The sequence below is a fragment of the Pseudomonas sp. BJa3 genome (assembly GCF_026343815.1).
Taxonomy (GTDB): Bacteria; Pseudomonadota; Gammaproteobacteria; order Pseudomonadales; family Pseudomonadaceae; genus Aquipseudomonas; species Aquipseudomonas soli.
Genome location: NZ_JAOXMC010000003.1, coordinates 192,271 through 208,873, shown reverse-complemented (window position 1 = coordinate 208,873; position 16,603 = coordinate 192,271). Strand labels below are relative to the sequence as shown.

General features: G+C 66.7%; 16 protein-coding genes and 1 riboswitch. Of the genes, 7 read left to right on the top strand and 9 right to left on the bottom strand.

The genetic code is table 11. From position 1 onward, the window contains the following. Window positions 1–17 precede the first annotated feature (17 nt). From OH705_RS04505 to OH705_RS04495, 3 genes are read left to right on the top strand one after another with little or no spacing between them, the layout of a single operon-like run. Window positions 18–1,412, top strand: coding sequence for an alginate O-acetyltransferase AlgX-related protein (locus OH705_RS04505; protein ID WP_267301160.1), 1,395 nt, complete (start codon window positions 18–20; stop codon window positions 1,410–1,412). Further along, window positions 1,403–2,512, top strand: coding sequence for a polysaccharide lyase (locus OH705_RS04500; protein ID WP_267301159.1), 1,110 nt, complete (start codon window positions 1,403–1,405; stop codon window positions 2,510–2,512). The genes OH705_RS04505 and OH705_RS04500 overlap by 10 nt, the downstream gene beginning before the upstream one ends. 14 nt (window positions 2,513–2,526) lie before the next feature. Beyond that, a complete protein-coding gene (locus OH705_RS04495; RefSeq protein ID WP_094011368.1) occupies window positions 2,527–3,957 on the top strand; it encodes a right-handed parallel beta-helix repeat-containing protein in 1,431 nt (476 codons plus the stop codon). Window positions 3,958–3,961: 4 nt separating this feature from the next. Here the strand turns inward: OH705_RS04495 and OH705_RS04490 are convergent, their stop codons facing one another. Then, the gene (locus OH705_RS04490; protein WP_110604522.1) at window positions 3,962–4,393 is read right to left on the bottom strand and encodes a GNAT family N-acetyltransferase; all 432 of its coding nucleotides are present in this window, start codon (window positions 4,391–4,393) and stop codon (window positions 3,962–3,964) included. After that, the gene (locus OH705_RS04485; RefSeq protein WP_023632656.1) at window positions 4,383–4,769 is read right to left on the bottom strand and encodes a DUF488 domain-containing protein; all 387 of its coding nucleotides are present in this window, start codon (window positions 4,767–4,769) and stop codon (window positions 4,383–4,385) included. Before OH705_RS04485 ends, OH705_RS04490 begins: the two co-directional genes overlap by 11 nt. Before the next feature lie 128 nt (window positions 4,770–4,897). Here OH705_RS04485 and OH705_RS04480 point away from each other — a divergent pair, with 128 nt between their 5' ends. Next, entirely contained in the window at window positions 4,898–6,514 is a 1,617-nt protein-coding gene (locus OH705_RS04480) for an inorganic phosphate transporter (protein ID WP_267301157.1), read from the top strand. A gap of 39 nt (window positions 6,515–6,553) precedes the next feature. Here OH705_RS04480 and OH705_RS04475 read toward each other — a convergent pair whose 3' ends face one another. The 3 genes from OH705_RS04475 to OH705_RS04465 all read right to left on the bottom strand — a co-directional run bounded on the left by OH705_RS04475 (window position 6,554) and on the right by OH705_RS04465 (window position 8,359). Further along, entirely contained in the window at window positions 6,554–7,249 is a 696-nt protein-coding gene (locus tag OH705_RS04475) for a glutathione S-transferase N-terminal domain-containing protein (RefSeq protein WP_267301156.1), read from the bottom strand. A 25-nt stretch (window positions 7,250–7,274) separates the two neighbouring features. After that, entirely contained in the window at window positions 7,275–7,796 is a 522-nt protein-coding gene (locus tag OH705_RS04470; protein WP_267301155.1) for a GNAT family N-acetyltransferase, read from the bottom strand. Window positions 7,797–7,861: 65 nt separating this feature from the next. Then, entirely contained in the window at window positions 7,862–8,359 is a 498-nt protein-coding gene (locus tag OH705_RS04465; protein WP_023631478.1) for a PaaI family thioesterase, read from the bottom strand. Window positions 8,360–8,547: 188 nt separating this feature from the next. After that, a riboswitch (cobalamin riboswitch) is annotated at window positions 8,548–8,753 on the top strand. Window positions 8,754–8,859: 106 nt separating this feature from the next. On the opposite strand from OH705_RS04465, the gene OH705_RS04460 reads away from it, so the two are divergent. From OH705_RS04460 to OH705_RS04450, 3 genes are all read left to right on the top strand, one after another. Continuing rightward, entirely contained in the window at window positions 8,860–10,977 is a 2,118-nt protein-coding gene (locus OH705_RS04460; protein WP_267301153.1) for a TonB-dependent receptor, read from the top strand. Between the two features lie 293 nt (window positions 10,978–11,270). Continuing rightward, a complete protein-coding gene (locus OH705_RS04455) occupies window positions 11,271–12,326 on the top strand; it encodes a GlxA family transcriptional regulator (RefSeq protein WP_263157896.1) in 1,056 nt (351 codons plus the stop codon). Window positions 12,327–12,457: 131 nt separating this feature from the next. Then, the gene (locus OH705_RS04450) at window positions 12,458–13,663 is read left to right on the top strand and encodes an NAD(P)/FAD-dependent oxidoreductase (RefSeq protein WP_104445156.1); all 1,206 of its coding nucleotides are present in this window, start codon (window positions 12,458–12,460) and stop codon (window positions 13,661–13,663) included. Window positions 13,664–13,681: 18 nt separating this feature from the next. On the opposite strand, the gene OH705_RS04445 is transcribed toward OH705_RS04450, so the two are convergent. From OH705_RS04445 to OH705_RS04430, 4 genes are all read right to left on the bottom strand, one after another. Further along, window positions 13,682–14,392, bottom strand: a complete 711-nt coding sequence (locus OH705_RS04445; RefSeq protein ID WP_110604528.1) for a DNA-binding domain-containing protein — start codon at window positions 14,390–14,392, stop codon at window positions 13,682–13,684. 4 nt (window positions 14,393–14,396) lie between these two features. After that, on the bottom strand, window positions 14,397–15,218 hold the full coding sequence (locus tag OH705_RS04440; RefSeq protein ID WP_038706400.1) for a DUF692 domain-containing protein: 822 nt from the start codon (window positions 15,216–15,218) through the stop codon (window positions 14,397–14,399). 95 nt (window positions 15,219–15,313) lie between these two features. Further along, a complete protein-coding gene (locus OH705_RS04435) occupies window positions 15,314–15,802 on the bottom strand; it encodes a hypothetical protein (protein ID WP_031315297.1) in 489 nt (162 codons plus the stop codon). 167 nt (window positions 15,803–15,969) lie between these two features. Further along, window positions 15,970–16,530, bottom strand: a complete 561-nt coding sequence (locus OH705_RS04430; RefSeq protein WP_023630983.1) for a DUF4174 domain-containing protein — start codon at window positions 16,528–16,530, stop codon at window positions 15,970–15,972. Between the last annotated feature and the right edge of the window lie 73 nt (window positions 16,531–16,603).

Here is a 16,603-nt window from a genome sequence, read left to right as displayed (position 1 = left end):
GCAAGGATGACTGGCCCATGAACACTTTCCTCCCCCTTGGCCTGGCGGCCACCCTGGCGCTGACGGCCCTGCCCGGCCAGGCCGCCGAGCCCGCCCGGCCCGGCTGCGAGAACCTGCAGTGCATGGTCTGCCCGGCCCTGGCCGAACCGCAGCACTATGCCGAAGGGCGCATGAAGCTGATGCGCCAGATCGTCCCCGGCAAGGAGCGCTGGCTGTTCCGCTCGATGGTCGACCTGACCAACGACTTCGGCATTCCCGCGCCCATGCGCCCGGAGTTCGCCCGGCTGATGGACGCATTCCATCGCCAGGGCATCCAGGTGGCCATGGCGGTCCAGCCGACCCGCGGCCTGATGCACCGCGACAAGCTCTACGCCGACCAGTTGCATGGTTTCGACTTCGAACGCGCCAGCCGCAACCTCGACACCTACCTGGGGCAACTGCGCCAGGGCGGCGCGGTGGTGGCGCCGATGATGCAGCTGGTGCGCCAGCCGCCTCAGGGCGAATACTTCTTCCGCCGCGACCACCACTGGACCCCGGCCGGCGCCGAGGCCACGGCCAGGTTGATGGCCGAGGAGATCCGCCGCCAGCCGTTCTACAGTGGCTTGAGCAAGAAACGCTACAGCACCGAGCCCGGCGTGATGGTACCCAAGGACGGCACGCTGAACCTGGCCCTGAGCTACATCTGCGGCAACAACTACGGGTTCCAGTACGTACGCGGCTACCAGACCGTGCCCGTGGCCGATAGCAGCGATGCCCTGTTCGACGAAGCGCCCGACCCCGAGGTGATCCTGGTCGGCGACAGCAATGCCGCGGCCCGCGAGGACGAGAGCAAGCAGTTCAACTTCGACGGCTACCTGAAACAGTACCTGCAGGCGGATGTGCTCAACTACGCGCTGCCCGGCGTGGGCGAGGACGGCTCGCTCCTGGAATATCTGCTGTCCGCCGACTACAAGCCCGAGGCGCCGCCCAAGCTGATCGTCTGGGAACTGCCGGCCAACTACCGCCTGGACTCGCCCTTGATGTATCGCCAACTGGTGCCGGCGATACACGGTGGCTGCAAGGCGTCCAGGGAGCTACTGGGCACGAAACTGCAGCGGCCGGCACTGCAGGTCGGCGAGCGCATCGAACTGCTGAGCAATGCCGGCAGTGCCCGGCAGGCGGTGTCCAAGGGCTTTCTCGACATCCGCCTGAGCGACAGGAACGTCAAGGACTTCTACATCATCGTCTATTACGACAACGGCGCCCGCGACAAGGTGTGGTTCCGTCGCGAGGCGGCGGTCGGTGGCGGCCAGTACTACCTGGAGCTGAGCCGGGCGCCCGAGTTCGCCGGCGCCAACCTGCTCTCGGTATTCCTCGAACCGACCAAGGCCGGCACCGCCGCCACCGATGTGGAGACGCGCCTGTGCCTGTGAAATCGCTGCCAAGGGTGCCCCTGCTGCTTGCAATCGCCCTGCTGCCCCTCCCCGGCCATGCTGCGCAAACCATCTGGCCCGCCCGCGCCACCGCGCAGTCGGCCCTGATCGCCGACTACCACAGCCTGACCTGCAGCAAGCAACCGCCACCACCCTATACCGGCAGCCTGCACCTGCAGAGCAAGTACGATCAACGCGACGCCAGCAAGTCGACCTTGCGCGCCGCGCCCGACGCCGACAGCGAGCGCATTGCCCAGCAGGTCAAACAGTTCATCGCAGGCGTGATCCAGGCCGGCAAGCGCTTCCAGAAGGCGAAGAAGCCCCAGGAGGCCAACATGGCCCTGGCCTGCCAGGAGCAGTGGCTGGAGCATTGGGCGCAAGCCGGTGCCCTGCTCGATCCGGATGCCAGCAACACCGGCATGGCGGCGCGCAAGTGGGCGCTGGCGGCCATGGCCGGCGCGGTGCTGCTGACCCAGGCGGCCGCCGACGGCAAGGTCCGCCTCACCCCCGTGCAACACCATTGGTTCAGCCAGCTTGGCGAACAGGTGATGCGCGAGTACGACCCGCGCCGCCAGTCCACCACCGTGTACTTCAACAACCACGACTACTGGGCCGCCTGGGCGGTGGCCGCCGCCGGCATGCTGGTGGGCCGCGACGATTTCATCCGCTGGGCCGACGGCAACCTGCGCCGGGGCCTGGCCCAGGCCGTGCGCAGGGGCGACCAGGCCTACCTGCCGCTGGAGGTGGCGCGCAGCAGGCTGGCTGCCAACTACAGCCAGTACGCCCTGGTGCCGCTGGTGCTGCTGAGCGAATCGGCGCGCGCCAATGGCCTGGCCTGGAGCGACGACGACCAGCGCATCCTCGACCAACTGGCCAGTTTCGCCGCCCGCAGCGTGCTCGCCCCGGACACCCTGCCCGAGCTCAAAGGGCAGCGCCAGGCCGAAGTCGCGCCGTACAAGCTGGCCTGGCTGATCCCGTTCCTCGCCCGCCGGCCAGGGCACGCCCTCGCCCGCCAGCTGTACGACAGCGAGGACGGCGAGGTGGACAACTACAGCCAGATCGGTGGCCTGCTCAAGCCGGCCTACCCCACCCTGCCTTGATCAAGGACGCTTACATGGCACCGTTCAGCCGCTTTTCCCTCTCCTGCCTGGCCGCCCTGCTGCTGGCGACGACCGCCCAGGCAGCGCCGGTGATGGACACCCTGCCCCAGGCGCAGCACCAGCAACAGCTGGACCAGCTGCGTCGCCAGGTCCGCCAGGCCGTAAGCTTCGAACAGGCCCGTCGAGCGCCTCCCGCAGGCCGCGCCAGCGTGAGCCTGCAACCGATGTTCTCGTCCCAGGCCGGCAGCTGGCCGTTCGAGCCGTTCGTCAACAATGGCCTGTTCCGCGCCATCGCCGGCTACCAGGCACACCACCCGCAAGCCGTGGTGCTGCGCGGTGGCAGCATCACCCTGGCGCAACTGCATGACGCGCTGCGCGATCCGCGGGTGCTCAGGCCCTACAAGGATGGCTACCTGCTCAGCTACCCGCTGATGATCGGCGCCGATGCCGGGCTGCTGCTCGAGGGCGCCCATCTCTACCTGTACAGTTTTTCCGGCACCGCGCTGATCAACCAGGGCTGGTTGGGGCTGGAGCGTTCGACACTGGAGAGCGTGGCCGGCGACAAACCGGGCAACACCGATCGCGCCTGGCGCCCCTTCGTGGTGGCCTGGGCCGGCAGCCACACCCAGGTGATCGGCTCGACGCTCCGACGCCTGGGCTACAACGCCAACCTGTCGCGGGGTCTGAGCACCGCGCTGAGTACCCAGCAACCCATCGGTACGCGCCCCGCCACGCTGCTGATCGAAAGCAGTCAGTTCAGCGAATTGTCCAGCGCGGTGGAGCTGCAACACAGCCAGGCGACCATCGCCGGCAGCCGCTTCGAAGGCTCGCAGCAATACGCCATCGACGCCCGCGACAGCCAGTTGCACCTGCATCACAATCAGGTGCGGGGCATCGACAACAACAGCGGCGTGCGCCTGCGCGGCCAGACCCGGGCGCTGGTCGAGGGCAACCTGATACTCGGCGCCGCCAAGGCCGCCATCGAAATCAGCGACCAGCGCGGCGCCGTGTGGCTGGCGGGCAACCGTATCGGCGACAGCCGGGGCAACGGCATCCAGCTGCGCAACCTGGCGCCGACGCCCGAGGCGCCGCTGCTGATCGACGACAACCTGCTGGCCAGCAGCCAGGGCAGCGCGGTGGACGCCAGCGAGGTGGCGGCCCTGGCCCTGGTCGGCAATCGCATCGGCAATACCCCGGAGTACGCCGTCAGCCTGCGCAATGCCACGCCACTGCCGGGCCCGCTGCTGCTCAGTGGCAATCGCCTGGGACAGGTGGGCAAGGCGGTGGTGCGGGTCGAGGGTCTGCGGGAGGTTGAGCTAGGGAACAATACCTTCGACGGCAAGGCGCTGCTGCAGAACCTGCTGGCCGGTGAACTGCTGGCGCTACAGGGACAAGTGCTGGAGGCGACGCTGGTCCAGGGGCGGATGGTGCGGCTGCGTCAGTAGTAGCTCAGGCGACCGGGCGCTGCATCCGCACGAAACACTCGTCCATGCCCACTTCAACGAAGCCCCGGCGCTGGTACAGGCGCCGCGCCGGGTTGCTGGCGAACACCATCAGCCGTAACCATGGCAGCCGGCGTTGCGCCGCCCAGGCGGCCAGTTCCTCCAGCACCCAGCCGCCCACGCCGCGGCCTCGATATTCGGGCAACAGGTGCAACTCGCGAATGAACAACGCCTGGCGATCCTGACTGAGGCTGCAGAACCCCATTACCTGTTCGTCCTCGACCACCAGCCACTGCTCGCGCCAGCCCCAGGCCTCGTCGAAGGCTTCCTCGATCCACAGCAGGTCGAACTCGCGGTAGTACGGCAGCATGGCACGGCGGGTGAGGTCGCGGGCAAACGTCAGGTAGTCATCGCTGGCGGGAATCAGTTCAAGGGGCATAGCACACCGGTGAACTGGCCGGGCCACGGCGCTCCAGCTCATCCTCCAGCCACCGGGCCAGGACCTGGGCATTGTTGTGCTCGGTATCCTTGCCAGCGTAGAGCAAGGTCAGGTTGCCTTTGCCAGCCAGGTCCAGCAACGGATACCAATGCTCGGGGTGGGCGGCCAGTTCCTGCTGATAGCGCTGGACAAAGGCTGCAAAGTCCAATTCACCGGCGTGAAAAGCCTTGCGCAGTGCATCGGAGGGCGCGACTTCGCGCAACCACTGCCCATGCAGGTCTTCCTTGCGCTTATTGCGGGGCCACAGGCGATCGACCAGCACGCGCTGGCCATCCTGCACCTCGACGCTCTCGTAGACGCGTTTGCAGCGAATCATCAGGTACTCCTGCGACATCGTTTCCCTACCAGCCTAAGGCCTTCATTGATCGAGGTCACGGCCCGGTAACGAATTGTTTCTATGCTGTATACCTTCGGCACCACCGCCCGACGCCAACCGGAGCCCTCATGGCAACCCCGTCACTGGCCAGCCAGCCCGACCTGAGCCTGCGCACCCCAGGCCCACCCCTTGCCCACAAACCCGGACGCGCCACCCTCACCTTGTTCTTCGGCCTGCTGCTGGCGGGCCTGGCCTACACCTTCTGGAGCCTCAAGCAGGACGTCAGCGCCAGCGGCACCGTCGTCACCACCGTCACTCCTTTCCTGTTGCTGGGCCTGGCCTTGCTGATCGCCCTGGGCTTCGAGTTCGTCAATGGCTTCCACGACACCGCCAACGCCGTGGCCACGGTGATCTACACCCATTCACTGCCAGCTTCGGTGGCGGTGGTGTGGTCGGGGTTGTGCAATTTCCTCGGGGTGCTGCTGTCCAGCGGCGCGGTGGCCTTCGGCATCATCGCCCTGCTGCCGGTGGAGCTGATCCTGCAGGTCGGCTCGTCGGCCGGTTTCGCCATGGTCTTCGCCCTGCTGCTGGCGGCGATCATCTGGAACCTCGGCACCTGGTGGCTGGGGCTGCCGGCCTCGTCCTCGCATACCCTGATCGGCTCGATCATCGGCGTGGGCGTGGCCAATGCATTGATGCACGGGCGTGACGGCACCAGCGGCGTGGATTGGGCCCAGGCCAGCAAGGTCGGCTATGCCCTGTTGTTCTCGCCGTTGATCGGCTTCGCCTGCGCCGCCCTGTTGCTGCTCGCCCTGCGCGCGCTGGTCAAGCGCCGCGAGCTGTACCAGGCACCAGAAGGCCAGACGCCGCCGCCCTGGTGGATCCGCGGCGTGCTGATCCTCACCTGCACCGGCGTGTCCTTCGCCCACGGCTCCAACGACGGGCAGAAAGGCATGGGCCTGATCATGCTGATCCTGGTCGGCACCCTACCGATGGCCTATGCCCTGAACAAGACCATGCCCAACGAGCAGGCCCTGCAGTTCTCGGCCGTCGCCGAGGTCACCCGCCAGGCCCTGGTACGGGCCGCCCCCGCGCCCGCCCCGGCCGATCCGCGCCAGGTGCTGACCGCGTTCGTCGCCACCCCGAAGGCCAACCCCGAGCTGCTGCCGGCGCTGGCCGCGCTGACTGGCATGATCGGCGAGGAGGTCAAGGGCTATGGCTCGCTCAAGCGCGTGCCGGCCGAGGCCATGGCCAACGTGCGCAACGACATGTACCTGGCCAGCGAAGCCATCCGCCAGATCGACAAGCACCAGTTGGCCCGCTACGACGCCGACACCGCCCGCCACGTGCAGCTGTTCAAGCGCCAACTGGACGACGCCACCCGCTATATCCCGCTGTGGGTCAAGGTGGCGGTGGCCATCGCCCTGGGCCTGGGCACCATGGTCGGCTGGCGGCGCATCGTGGTGACGGTGGGCGAGAAGATCGGCAAGACCCACCTGAGCTATGCCCAGGGCGCTTCGGCCGAGGTGGTGGCGATGTGCACCATCGGTGCGGCGGATATGTTCGGCCTGCCGGTATCGACCACCCACGTGCTGAGTTCGGGGGTGGCCGGGACCATGGTGGCCAACGGCTCGGGGATTCAACGCAAGACGCTGGTCAACCTGCTGATGGCCTGGGTGCTGACATTGCCGGCGGCGATGCTGCTGGCGGGTTGCTTGTACTGGATGTTGAACCAGGTCCTCTGAGGATGTGCGACGGGGGCTGCCGCGCAGCCCCCGACGAGGTCATGCCGGGATCTTCAGGCCACGCTGCACGGCCGGGCGCTCGAGGAACCGCGCCAGCACCCGCTGCACTTCCTTGAACGTGTCGAATTCCACCAGCTCTCGCGCGTTGTAGCGCTCCACCAGGTTACGCACCCAGGGGAAGATGGCGATATCGGCGATGCTGTATGCATCGACCATCCACTCCCGCCCTTGCAGGTGGCGGTCGAGCACCGCCAGCAAGCGTTTGGACTCATTGACGTAGCGGTCCCGCGGACGCTTGTCCTCGTACTCCTTGCCCGCGAAGAAATGGAAGAACCCCACCTGGCCGAACATCGGCCCGATGCCGCCCATCTGGAACATCAGCCACTGCAGGGTCTGGTAGCGCTGGGCCGGGTCCAGGCTCAGCAACTGGCCGCTCTTCTCGGCCAGGTACTGCAGGATCGCCCCCGATTCGAACAATGGCAACGGTTGGCCCCCCGGCCCATTGGGGTCGAGGATCGCCGGGATCTTGTTGTTGGCGCTCAGGGAGATGAACGCGGGGCTCAACTGGTCCTCGGCTTCGAAGCTGACCTTGTGCTCCTCATAGGGCAGGCCGATTTCCTCAAGCATGATCGAGACCTTGACCCCGTTGGGCGTGGCCAGCGAGTACAGTTGCAGACGCTCGGGGTGTCGCGCCGGCCATTTGCCGGTGATGGGAAATGCGGAAAGTTCGGTCATGGGGGTGCCTTCGCGTTGGGGGCGTTCAATCTAGATGATCTCCGGCCATCCTGACCATCACCCAGTCGTGGTGCCGCTCGTCGCCGCAAGGGAAGATAGCCTCGCCCACCTTGCGGAAGCCGTTGCGCTGATAGAAACGGATCGCCCGGGCGTTCAGCTCATTGACTGTCAGGCGCGCCTGGCCATCGACCTGGGCCAGGGTGGTGGCGAGCAACAATTGCCCGGCGCCGCTGCCATGGGCACAGGGTAGTACATAGCAGCGTGAGATTTCCCCCAGTTGATCGGCTTCGGCAATACCCAGCTTGCCGGGCGCCAGGTCGAGCATGCTGTAGCCCAGCACCTGGCCATCCCGTTCGACCACCAGCAACCGCTTGTGCGGGTGCTCCAGGTGCGCCTGGAAATGCTCAGGCTGGAGGTGATGGGCGATGTATTGCTGCTGGGCGCTGACCGCACTATCGGGCGGGCTGGCCAGGGCGAAGGTCGCTTGACCGACGAGGCTCAGGGCCACGCAGTCTTCGTCACGGGCCGGGCGAATCTGGTAGGGCATGGCAACATCCTGTCGGGCAGCCGGGTCACGTTCGACAATGCCAGCCCCACCCCATCGGTGCAAGTTCAGGCGTCGCCATGCGCCTGGCGCTTGAGCTTCTCGGTATCGACCCGCACGAACACCGAATCGGCGGTGACCGTCAGTACATCCCCGGCCCAGACCTCGCAGATCACCCGGGTCTTGCGCCCCAGCTCACCCTCGACCCGGGCCTTGAGCAGCAGCTCGACGCCCATGGGCGTGGGCTTGAGGTAGGTCAGGCCAAGCTGGCCGGTGACACAGTCGATACGCGGCAGGCTGCCAGGTTCGCGGCCTTCGGCACGGTAGTGACAGGCCATGGCGGTCCAGTTGGAATGGCAGTCGACCAGCATGGCCAGCAGGCCACCGTAGACCAGGCCGGGCCAGCCGGTGAAGGTCGGGTCGGGGGTATGCCGGCACGACAGGTGGATGCCGTCGGCGTCCCAGTGGCTCTGCACGTGCAGGCCGCTGGGGTGGGAACAGCCGCAGCCGTAGCAGATGCCTTCGGGGGCGGCGAGTTGTTGCAGGGACAGGGCTTGCTCGGTCATACGCGTCCTTGGCTTGTTAGTGTTGGATAAGGAGGCTGGCTACCGATGGTAGCGCCCTGCGCGGCCTGCGCCAATCCACGCGGCCTGGCCGCAGACAATACCTGCCTGACGGCAACCGCTCTGAACCGCGATTCAGCCACACTCAACCCGCCCATCCAGACGATTGACTCCCTGCCCGTTCGGTGGTCAGATGCGCGCCAGTTTCAGGTGCCCTGCGCCGCCGCGCGCAAGGTGAAACGGGAAGCCGGTGAGTCGATACCACGACAAGTCCGGCGCTGCCCCCGCAACGGTAAGCGAGCGAACCCTTCGACAGACCACTGTGCACACGCATGGGAAGGTGAAGGCTTCACGACCCTCGCAAGCCCGGAGACCGGCCTGAGGCTTCACTTGGCAACCCGCGGTGGGCGGGCGCAGGCCGGTATTCGCGTGCGCGCCTGCGCGCGCTTCGCCGTTGCGTGTTTTCCACCGGGATCCATTCTTTCCTGCAGCAGTGGAACGACATGTCCCGTATCAACAAGCTTCACACCCTGGCGGCCTGCCTGGCCGTGTCCCTGCCGGCGCTGGCCGACGAGCAGCCCAGCCCGGCGCTCACCCTGCCCTCCACGGCGATCACCGACAGCCGCGACCCGCAGACCGTCGACCTGGCCACCCCCACCCAGGCCGGTTCACGCCTGAACCTCAGTGCCCTGGAAACCCCGGCGAGCACCAGCAGCATCACCGCCGCGCAAATCCAGCAGCGCAACAACACCACGGTGCAGGATGCCGTGACCCGCTCGCCGGGCATCACCTTCATCGGTACCCCTGGCGATGGCGGCACCGGCTTGTCGGCGCGCGGTTTCACGGGCCAGAGTTCGGTGATGACCCTGTTCGACGGGTCGCGCCTGTACGCCGGCGCCGGCACCCTCACCTACCCGGTCGATCCCTGGATGGTCGAGCGTATCGATGTAATCCGTGGGCCTGCCTCGGTGCTGTATGGCGAAGGCGCCACCGGGGCAACGGTCAACGTGATTCCGAAAAAACCCTTCAGCGGTGATATCCGCAACCACCTGCGCCTGGGCTATGGCTCCTGGGACCGCCAGCAACTGGGGCTGGACAGCGGCGGCAGCCTGAGCGAGCGCCTGAGCTACCGCGCCACCCTGAACCAGCAGGCGGGCAACGGCTGGGTCGACCGCACCGATTCGCGCAGCCTGGCGTTTTCCGGCGCGCTGCGCTTCGATGCCAGTGACGACCTGAGTTTCACCTTGTCCCACGAACGCGGCGACGCACAACCTGCCAACTACTACGGCACGCCGCTGATCGACGGCCATCTGCGCAGCAGCGTGCGCAACAAGAACTACAACGTCAGCAATGACCAGCAGCGCTACCACGATGAGTGGACACGGCTGACCAGCGACTGGAACATCAGCGACAGCATCAGCGCCAGCAACCAGCTGTACTACATCAAGAGCCGTCGCCACTGGCGCAATGCCGAGGAATACGCCTGGGATGCCGGCGTGATCCAGCGCGGCAGTTTCCTGGAGATCAAGCACAACCAGGAGCAGATCGGCGACCGCCAGAGCTTCACCTTCGATCACTCGCTGTTCGGCCTGGCCAGCAGGACCGTGGTGGGCGTCGAGTACAACAAGATCCGCTTCAACATCGACAGCAACTCGCCCTACGAAGATGGCTACACCGACCCGCTCGACCCTTGGCGGCCGGCGCCCGGCGGGTTCCACAGTGCCGATCCGACGCGCCCGCAGACGCTGTCGAAAACCAGCACCTTCTCGCTGTTCGCCGAAAACCGCACGCAACTGACCGAGCGCCTGTCGCTGGTCACCGGCATACGCCGCGACCAGAACCACATCGACCGCAACGACCTGGTGAAGGACACTCGCGAAGACCAGAGCCTGCGTGGCGGCAACTGGCGCGCCGGCCTGGTGTACGCGCTGACTGACGACCTGTCGGTGTACGGCCAGTACTCCACCAGCGAGGATGGTGTCGGTGACCTGCTGACCCTGCGCCCGGAGCAACGCCTTGAACTGACCGAAGCCAAGCAGACCGAATTCGGCCTCAAGCAACGGTTCTGGGACGGACGCGGCGAATGGACGTTGGCGGCCTACCACATCGTCAAGAAGAAGCTGCCGGTGTACGACGTGGTCTCCAAGCGCAGCCAGCAGGCAGGCCAACAGACCTCCGATGGCCTGGAGGCAAGCCTGGAGCTGGCTCTGGGCAATCAATGGCAACTGTCGGGCAACGCAGCCTTGGTGCGCGCCAAGTACGATGATTTCACTCAACTCAGCCGAGGCGTTTCCTACGACCGGTCTGGCAACCACCCGCAGGACGTCCCACGGCGTACCGCCAACCTGTGGCTGAGCAAAGCCTTCGGGCAAAGCGTCGACACCGGCATCGGCCTGCGCTACGTGGACGCCCGCTATACCAGCGCCGCCAATGACCAACGCGTGCCGGGCTACACCGTGGTCGATGCCAACATCGGCTGGCAGGTGCTGCCCGACGTGCGCCTGGGCCTGCAGGTGAACAACCTGTTCGATCGTGAGTACGCCCAGTCGAGCTACAGCGGCGAACAGTGGCTGCTGGGCGCGCCGCGCTCGTACTTCGCCACGGTGGACTACAGCTTCTAGGTTCTGTACGAGAAGTCTTGAGACGCAGGTCAGGCAAGGCGAAAACAGCCGAGGAACGCCCGGGGTCGCGCCCGACTGTACTGGAGTACATGAGCATTCCGAGGCTGTTTTCAACGCAGCATGAACAAGTATCAAGGCTTTTCGTACAGAGCCTAGGTCGGCCAGGTAACAGCGTGGGAGCAGGCCTGCCCCGCGCCCGCAAGAGCCAGGTCTGACGGCCATCGCGTCGTGCTTGAACATCATCGCGCCACCTGCTCGACTAGGGCCTAAGCCCCGTCCACAAGCAGCGCGCCATGACCGACATCCCGCAGATTCCCGCAGCGCCCGTGCACGCGCTTGACCAGCCGCGCACCTTGCTGTTCCTCGCCTACCCGCAGATGGGCCTGCTCGACCTCAGCGGCGCGCAGACGGTGTTCTGGGCCGCGACCAAGGCCCGCGCCGCGCGCGGCCTGCCCGGCTACCGGGTGGTCACCGCCAGCCTCGAAGGGGGCCTGGTGGCCACCGCCGAGGGCCTGGCCGTCGCCACCGAGCCACTGGCGCCCTGGCTGCACGAGCCCTTCGACACGCTGGTCGTGCCCGGAGCCCCGGAGATCGTCCGCACCCTCCCCGATCACGCCGAACTGGTCGCCTGGCTGGCCCAGGCCGCCCAACGCGCCCGACGTACCGCTTCGGTATGCAGCGGCACCTTCCTGCTGGCCGCCGCCGGCCTGCTCGATGGCCGCCGGGCCGCCACCCACTGGGCGATGTGCGATGCCCTGCACCGACGCTTCCCGGCCATCGAAGTGGATGCCGAATCGATCTTCGTGCAGCAGGATCAGGTATGGACTTCGGCCGGCGTCAGCGCCGGCATCGACCTGGCGCTGGCCCTGGTCGAGGCCGACTGCGGCCGCGAGGTGGCCATGCAGGTGGCCCGCGAATTGGTGGTGTTCCTCAAGCGCCCCGGCGGCCAGGCGCAGTTCAGCGAACTGCTCAAGGCCCAGGGCGAGGACAGCGACGCCTTCGAGACCCTGCACCTATGGCTCAGCGAGCACCTGGGCGACCCGCGGCTGACGGTCGAGCGGCTGGCCGAGCAGGCCCGCATGAGCCTGCGCAACTTCACCCGGGTGTACAAGCACAAGACCGGCCGCACCCCGGCCAAGGCCATCGAGGTGTTCCGCCTGGAGGCGGCGCGCCGCTTGCTGGAAAACTCCGACCAGCATATCGAGCAGGTCGCCCGCCACTGCGGGTTCGGCAGCGAGGAGCGCATGCGCCTGGCGTTCCAGCGTCACCTGGCGGTGACCCCGCGGGACTATCGGGCGCGCTTCGCCCGCGGCGTGCCGCTGGCCGAAATCCAGGGTTCTTTGGCCTAGGGACAAACCTGGGGGGCGCTTAGCATCTGCAGCACGCCTATCGGGCCGTAATCCAGGCTCACTCACTAGGCGTAACCTTTTTCCACTGCCGCAGCGACAACATCGATAATCGCGGCATCCAGGAGCCCCTCATGAAACAGATCCTGATCATTGGCGCAGGCTTCGCCGGGCTGTGGAGCGCCCTCGGCGCCGCCCGCCTGCTCGACCTGCACAAACGCGACGACGTGCTGATCACCGTGCTCGCGCCCCAGGCGGAGCTGCACATCCGCCCACGCTTCTACGAACCCGACGTACACACCATGGCCGCTCCCTTGCAGGCGGTGTTCGACGCGGTCAACGTGCGCTTCGTCAAAGGCACGGCCTACCACATCGACCAGACCAACCAGCAGGTGGCCTACCGCCAGGCGGGTGGCATCGAGGCCAAGCTGGGTTACGACCGCCTGATCATGGCCTGCGGCAGCCTGCTCAACCGCCCGGCGCTGGAAGGCTTCGACCAGCACGCCTTCGATGTTGACAAGATCGACTCGGCCACCCGCCTGGAAGAACACCTCAAGTCCCTGGCCGCCCGCCCCGACAGCCCCGCACGCAATACCGTGGTGGTGGCCGGTGGCGGCTTCACCGGCATCGAGACCGCCACCGAGCTGCCCAGCCGGCTGCGAGCGATCCTGGGCGACAAGGTCAAGCCGCGCATCGTCGTGGTCGACCGCGGCGCGAAGATCGGCGCCGCCCTCGGCGACGGTATCCGCCCGGCCATCGAACAGGCATCGGCGGCGCTGGGGATCGAGTGGATCTGCGGCGCCACGGTGGCCTCGGTGGATGGCGGCGGCGTGCTGCTGGACAACGGTGAACGCATCGCCGCCAACACCGTTGTCTGGACCGTGGGTTTCAAGGCCAACCCGCTGACCGAGCAGATCAGCGGCGAACGCGACCGCCAGGGCCGCCTGCATGTGGATGGCAACCTCAAGGTCATCGGCAACCCGGCGGTGTATGCCGCGGGCGATGTCGCCTACGCTGCCTGCGACGAGGCTGGCAACCACGCGGTGATGTCCTGCCAGCATGCCATTCCGCTGGGCCGCTACGCCGGCAACAATGCCGCCGCCGAGCTGATCGGCGTGGCACCGATGACCTACAGCCAGCCCAAGTACGTCACCTGCCTGGACCTGGGCGCCTGGGGCGCGGTGTACACCGAAGGCTGGGAGCGCACGGTCTCGCCGCCGACGGACAAGGCCGAGGCCAAGCAGCTCAAGCAACAGATCAATTCAATATGGATCTATCCGCCGGCGGCCGACCGCGCGGCAGCGCTGGCGGCAGCCGATCCGTTGATCCCAGTGGCCTGACGGAACATCTGCGCGCGCCTACAGGGCATCTCGAGTACCGACGATGATGCCCTGCTCACGCAACTGTCGCAGCATCTGCAGCCCTTGCTGCAGGTGCTGATCCCCCAGCGCCCGCAAGCGCTCGCGCCCGGTGCCGGGCAAGCCCACCAACAGCTGCCAGGCCAAAGGCGCCAACCGGGCGAAGCGCACCTGCAGGTCGGCGTCGCGGTACACCAGCAACAAGGTGGGCTGCTCCGGCGCCTCGTCGGGTTGATACTCGGGGCCGATACGCTCCACCGGCCAGCGGTAGGCCAGCACCCGGGCCACGCACGACAGCAACGGCTCGCCGGTCAGCAGGTCGCCGGTCGGGTCGTGGGGCGGATCCTCGGCGTCGCTCAAGTACAACTGCGCTTCTATCCATTCATAGTGCGCCAGCTCCAGCTGCCAGGGGGCGTCCGGCGCGACGCCCTGCAGATAGTCAATGAAGGCTTCGGCTATTTCGGTGAACAGCGGCGTCTGGCTACGGTAATGGGCGTAGAAGTCACGCACCCGGGCATGCCAGCGCTGATCGCCGAGGGTCCGGCGCATCACCGGAAAACTGCCGGCCAACAGCCCTTCGATGGCGCCGTAGAACAGTTCGCGGTAGACCTTCAGGCGCCGCGCCTCGATACCTGGCGGCGGCGGGTTGCCGACCGGGTCGCGCAGGTGGCGGGCCAGGGTGAACTGCTGGTGGCGCAGGGTTTCGGTCATGGTCTTACGCTCCATGGGCACGTTGCACGTCGCGAATGCGCGCCGTCTCGGCCAGCAACTCGGCCAGCGGCGGGTAGTTGAAGTCACGCTCGAGTACGGTGGGTTGCGCGCCGAAGCGCTGGCAGGCGTCGGCGAACAAGGCCCAGACATCCTCCTTGACCGGCGCGCCGTGGGTGTCGACCTTCAGGTCCGGCGCTTCGTCATAGTGACCGGCCACGTGCATGCCCACCACCCGCTCGCGGGGAAGGCCGGCGAGGAAGGCCCGGGCGTCGTAACGGTGGTTGCAGGCGTTGACGAAGACGTTGTTGACGTCCAGCAGCAGGTCGCAGTCGGCCTCGTCGAGCACGGCGCGGACGAAATCCAGCTCGGCCATCGCCTGGTACGGCGCGGCGTAGTAGCTGATGTTCTCCACGGCGATGCGCCGGCCAAGGATGTCCTGGGCCTGGCGGATACGGGCGGCCACATGGTGGACGGCCTCGTCGGTGAACGGAATCGGCATCAGGTCATAGAGGTGACCGTCGTCGCTGCAATAGCTCAGGTGCTCGCTGTACATCCGCACCTGGTGCTGGTCGAGGAACTGCCGGGTACGCTGGAGGAAGCCGAGGTCCAGCGGCGCGGTGCCACCCAATGACAACGACAGGCCGTGGCAGGCGATGGCAAAGCGCTCGGCCAGACGCGCCAGGCCCTGGCCGAAGGCGCCGCCGACACCGATCCAGTTCTCCGGGGCGCATTCGAGGAAGTCCACCGCGCCCGCCTCCATGGTCAGCAGGTCGGGCAGCAGGCCGCGGCGCAGGCCGAGACCGGTGTGCAAGGTGTGTTGGGGCATGATCGGAGGGTTCCGTATGGCAGGGGTCGGCATCGGGGGCAGCCCGCCCCCACAGGGCAAATGCCGGTGGGAGCGGGCTGGCCCCGCGACAGGCTTCAGGACCTGGTCAGGTGGCTGAACAGCCCGTCGGGCATCGCCTTGCCATTGGCCTTGTAGATCGCCGCCAGGTGATCGTGGGCTTCCTGCTCGGAAATGAAGCCATCGTGGTTGCGGTCGATCTTGTCGAAGTCGGCCGCCCGGTCCTTGGCCACTGCCAGGAACTCCTCGCGCGAGACCTTGCCATCATGGTTGCTGTCGGTACGGGCGAACGAGGCGTCGCCGCACTTGCCCTCACCGCACTTGCCCTCGGCACCGGCCTTGGCGCTGGCGCCACACTTGCCCTCGCCACATTTGCCTTCGCTTTGCGTGGCCTTGCCGCTGGCACCGCACTTGCCCTCGCCGCACTTGCCTTCGCCAGGGGTCTTGGCGGCGGCCAGCTGGTAGCCCTGGGCCAACGGTTCTACCGCGAAGGCGTTGTTGCCCAGGACCATGCCGCCGAGCAGGGTGGCGCCGAGCAGGCTAAGGGTTTGACGGGTCGTTTTCATGGTGTCGCTCCACTGTGGTTGGAAAGTGGAGCCATTGAGCCGCAGCGGTGTGTCGTCGATGTATCGGAGCGGGCGTGGTTTTGTATGGCAGTGGGTCGAGGCAAGGCGCAGATACACAGGGATACAAGAACGGCCTTCTGCTGGCGCAGAAGGCCGTGACAGAGGCCTCAGTCTTCCAGCGGCTTGGGCGGCGCGGCAGGTTTGGCGGGCTTGCTCGGCTTGGCCTTGCTGTCCTTGGCCTTTGGCTCGGCTGGCGCAGCGGCTACCGGCTCCGGCGCGGTCACCGCCTGCTCGCTGGGCGGCAGCTCATCGACTGCCTTGAAAATAACTTGCGGATCGAGCTTTTCGCCGCTGTCGTCGTCCTTGAGCACATGGCGTTCGCCGTCCTTGCCCACCAGGATCACCTTGGTACCTTTGCTGGCGCCCAGCTTGAGCTCACGGATCAACGCCATGGTGGTCTGCTGCTCGAGGTTCTTGTCCTCGCGCTTGCCCATCATGCTGGCGACGCTGTACAGCACCAGCCCACGTTCCTTGAATCCGGCTTGGGTAGCGGGATCTTTCAGCGCCTGTTCCAGGCCACGCAGGGTCGGGTCGGCCGAACTCGGGGCGATGACCACCAACGGCCTGGCCTTGCCCAGTTCCTTGGCCAGCGGGGCATCGCTGTCGGCGGCGTACAAAGGGCCGGCTACGGCGAGCAAGGTGGCGAGGGTCAGTGACCGAACGAGCATGCGCATCTCCTTATTCTCTCGATAAACCAAAGACTGCAGATCAGGGAGAAAGATCCGGGCCGGGAGCCTAAAC

Coding starts and splice junctions, on each gene's coding strand:
- OH705_RS04505 (WP_267301160.1), top strand. CDS start 18: ATGAACACTTTCCTCCCCCTTGGCCTGGCGGCCACCCTGGCGCTGACG.
- OH705_RS04495 (WP_094011368.1), top strand. CDS start 2,527: ATGGCACCGTTCAGCCGCTTTTCCCTCTCCTGCCTGGCCGCCCTGCTG.
- OH705_RS04490 (WP_110604522.1), bottom strand. CDS start 4,393: ATGCCCCTTGAACTGATTCCCGCCAGCGATGACTACCTGACGTTTGCC.
- OH705_RS04485 (WP_023632656.1), bottom strand. CDS start 4,769: ATGATTCGCTGCAAACGCGTCTACGAGAGCGTCGAGGTGCAGGATGGC.
- OH705_RS04480 (WP_267301157.1), top strand. CDS start 4,898: ATGGCAACCCCGTCACTGGCCAGCCAGCCCGACCTGAGCCTGCGCACC.
- OH705_RS04475 (WP_267301156.1), bottom strand. CDS start 7,249: ATGACCGAACTTTCCGCATTTCCCATCACCGGCAAATGGCCGGCGCGA.
- OH705_RS04470 (WP_267301155.1), bottom strand. CDS start 7,796: ATGCCCTACCAGATTCGCCCGGCCCGTGACGAAGACTGCGTGGCCCTG.
- OH705_RS04465 (WP_023631478.1), bottom strand. CDS start 8,359: ATGACCGAGCAAGCCCTGTCCCTGCAACAACTCGCCGCCCCCGAAGGC.
- OH705_RS04460 (WP_267301153.1), top strand. CDS start 8,860: ATGTCCCGTATCAACAAGCTTCACACCCTGGCGGCCTGCCTGGCCGTG.
- OH705_RS04455 (WP_263157896.1), top strand. CDS start 11,271: ATGACCGACATCCCGCAGATTCCCGCAGCGCCCGTGCACGCGCTTGAC.
- OH705_RS04450 (WP_104445156.1), top strand. CDS start 12,458: ATGAAACAGATCCTGATCATTGGCGCAGGCTTCGCCGGGCTGTGGAGC.
- OH705_RS04445 (WP_110604528.1), bottom strand. CDS start 14,392: ATGACCGAAACCCTGCGCCACCAGCAGTTCACCCTGGCCCGCCACCTG.
- OH705_RS04440 (WP_038706400.1), bottom strand. CDS start 15,218: ATGCCCCAACACACCTTGCACACCGGTCTCGGCCTGCGCCGCGGCCTG.
- OH705_RS04435 (WP_031315297.1), bottom strand. CDS start 15,802: ATGAAAACGACCCGTCAAACCCTTAGCCTGCTCGGCGCCACCCTGCTC.
- OH705_RS04430 (WP_023630983.1), bottom strand. CDS start 16,530: ATGCTCGTTCGGTCACTGACCCTCGCCACCTTGCTCGCCGTAGCCGGC.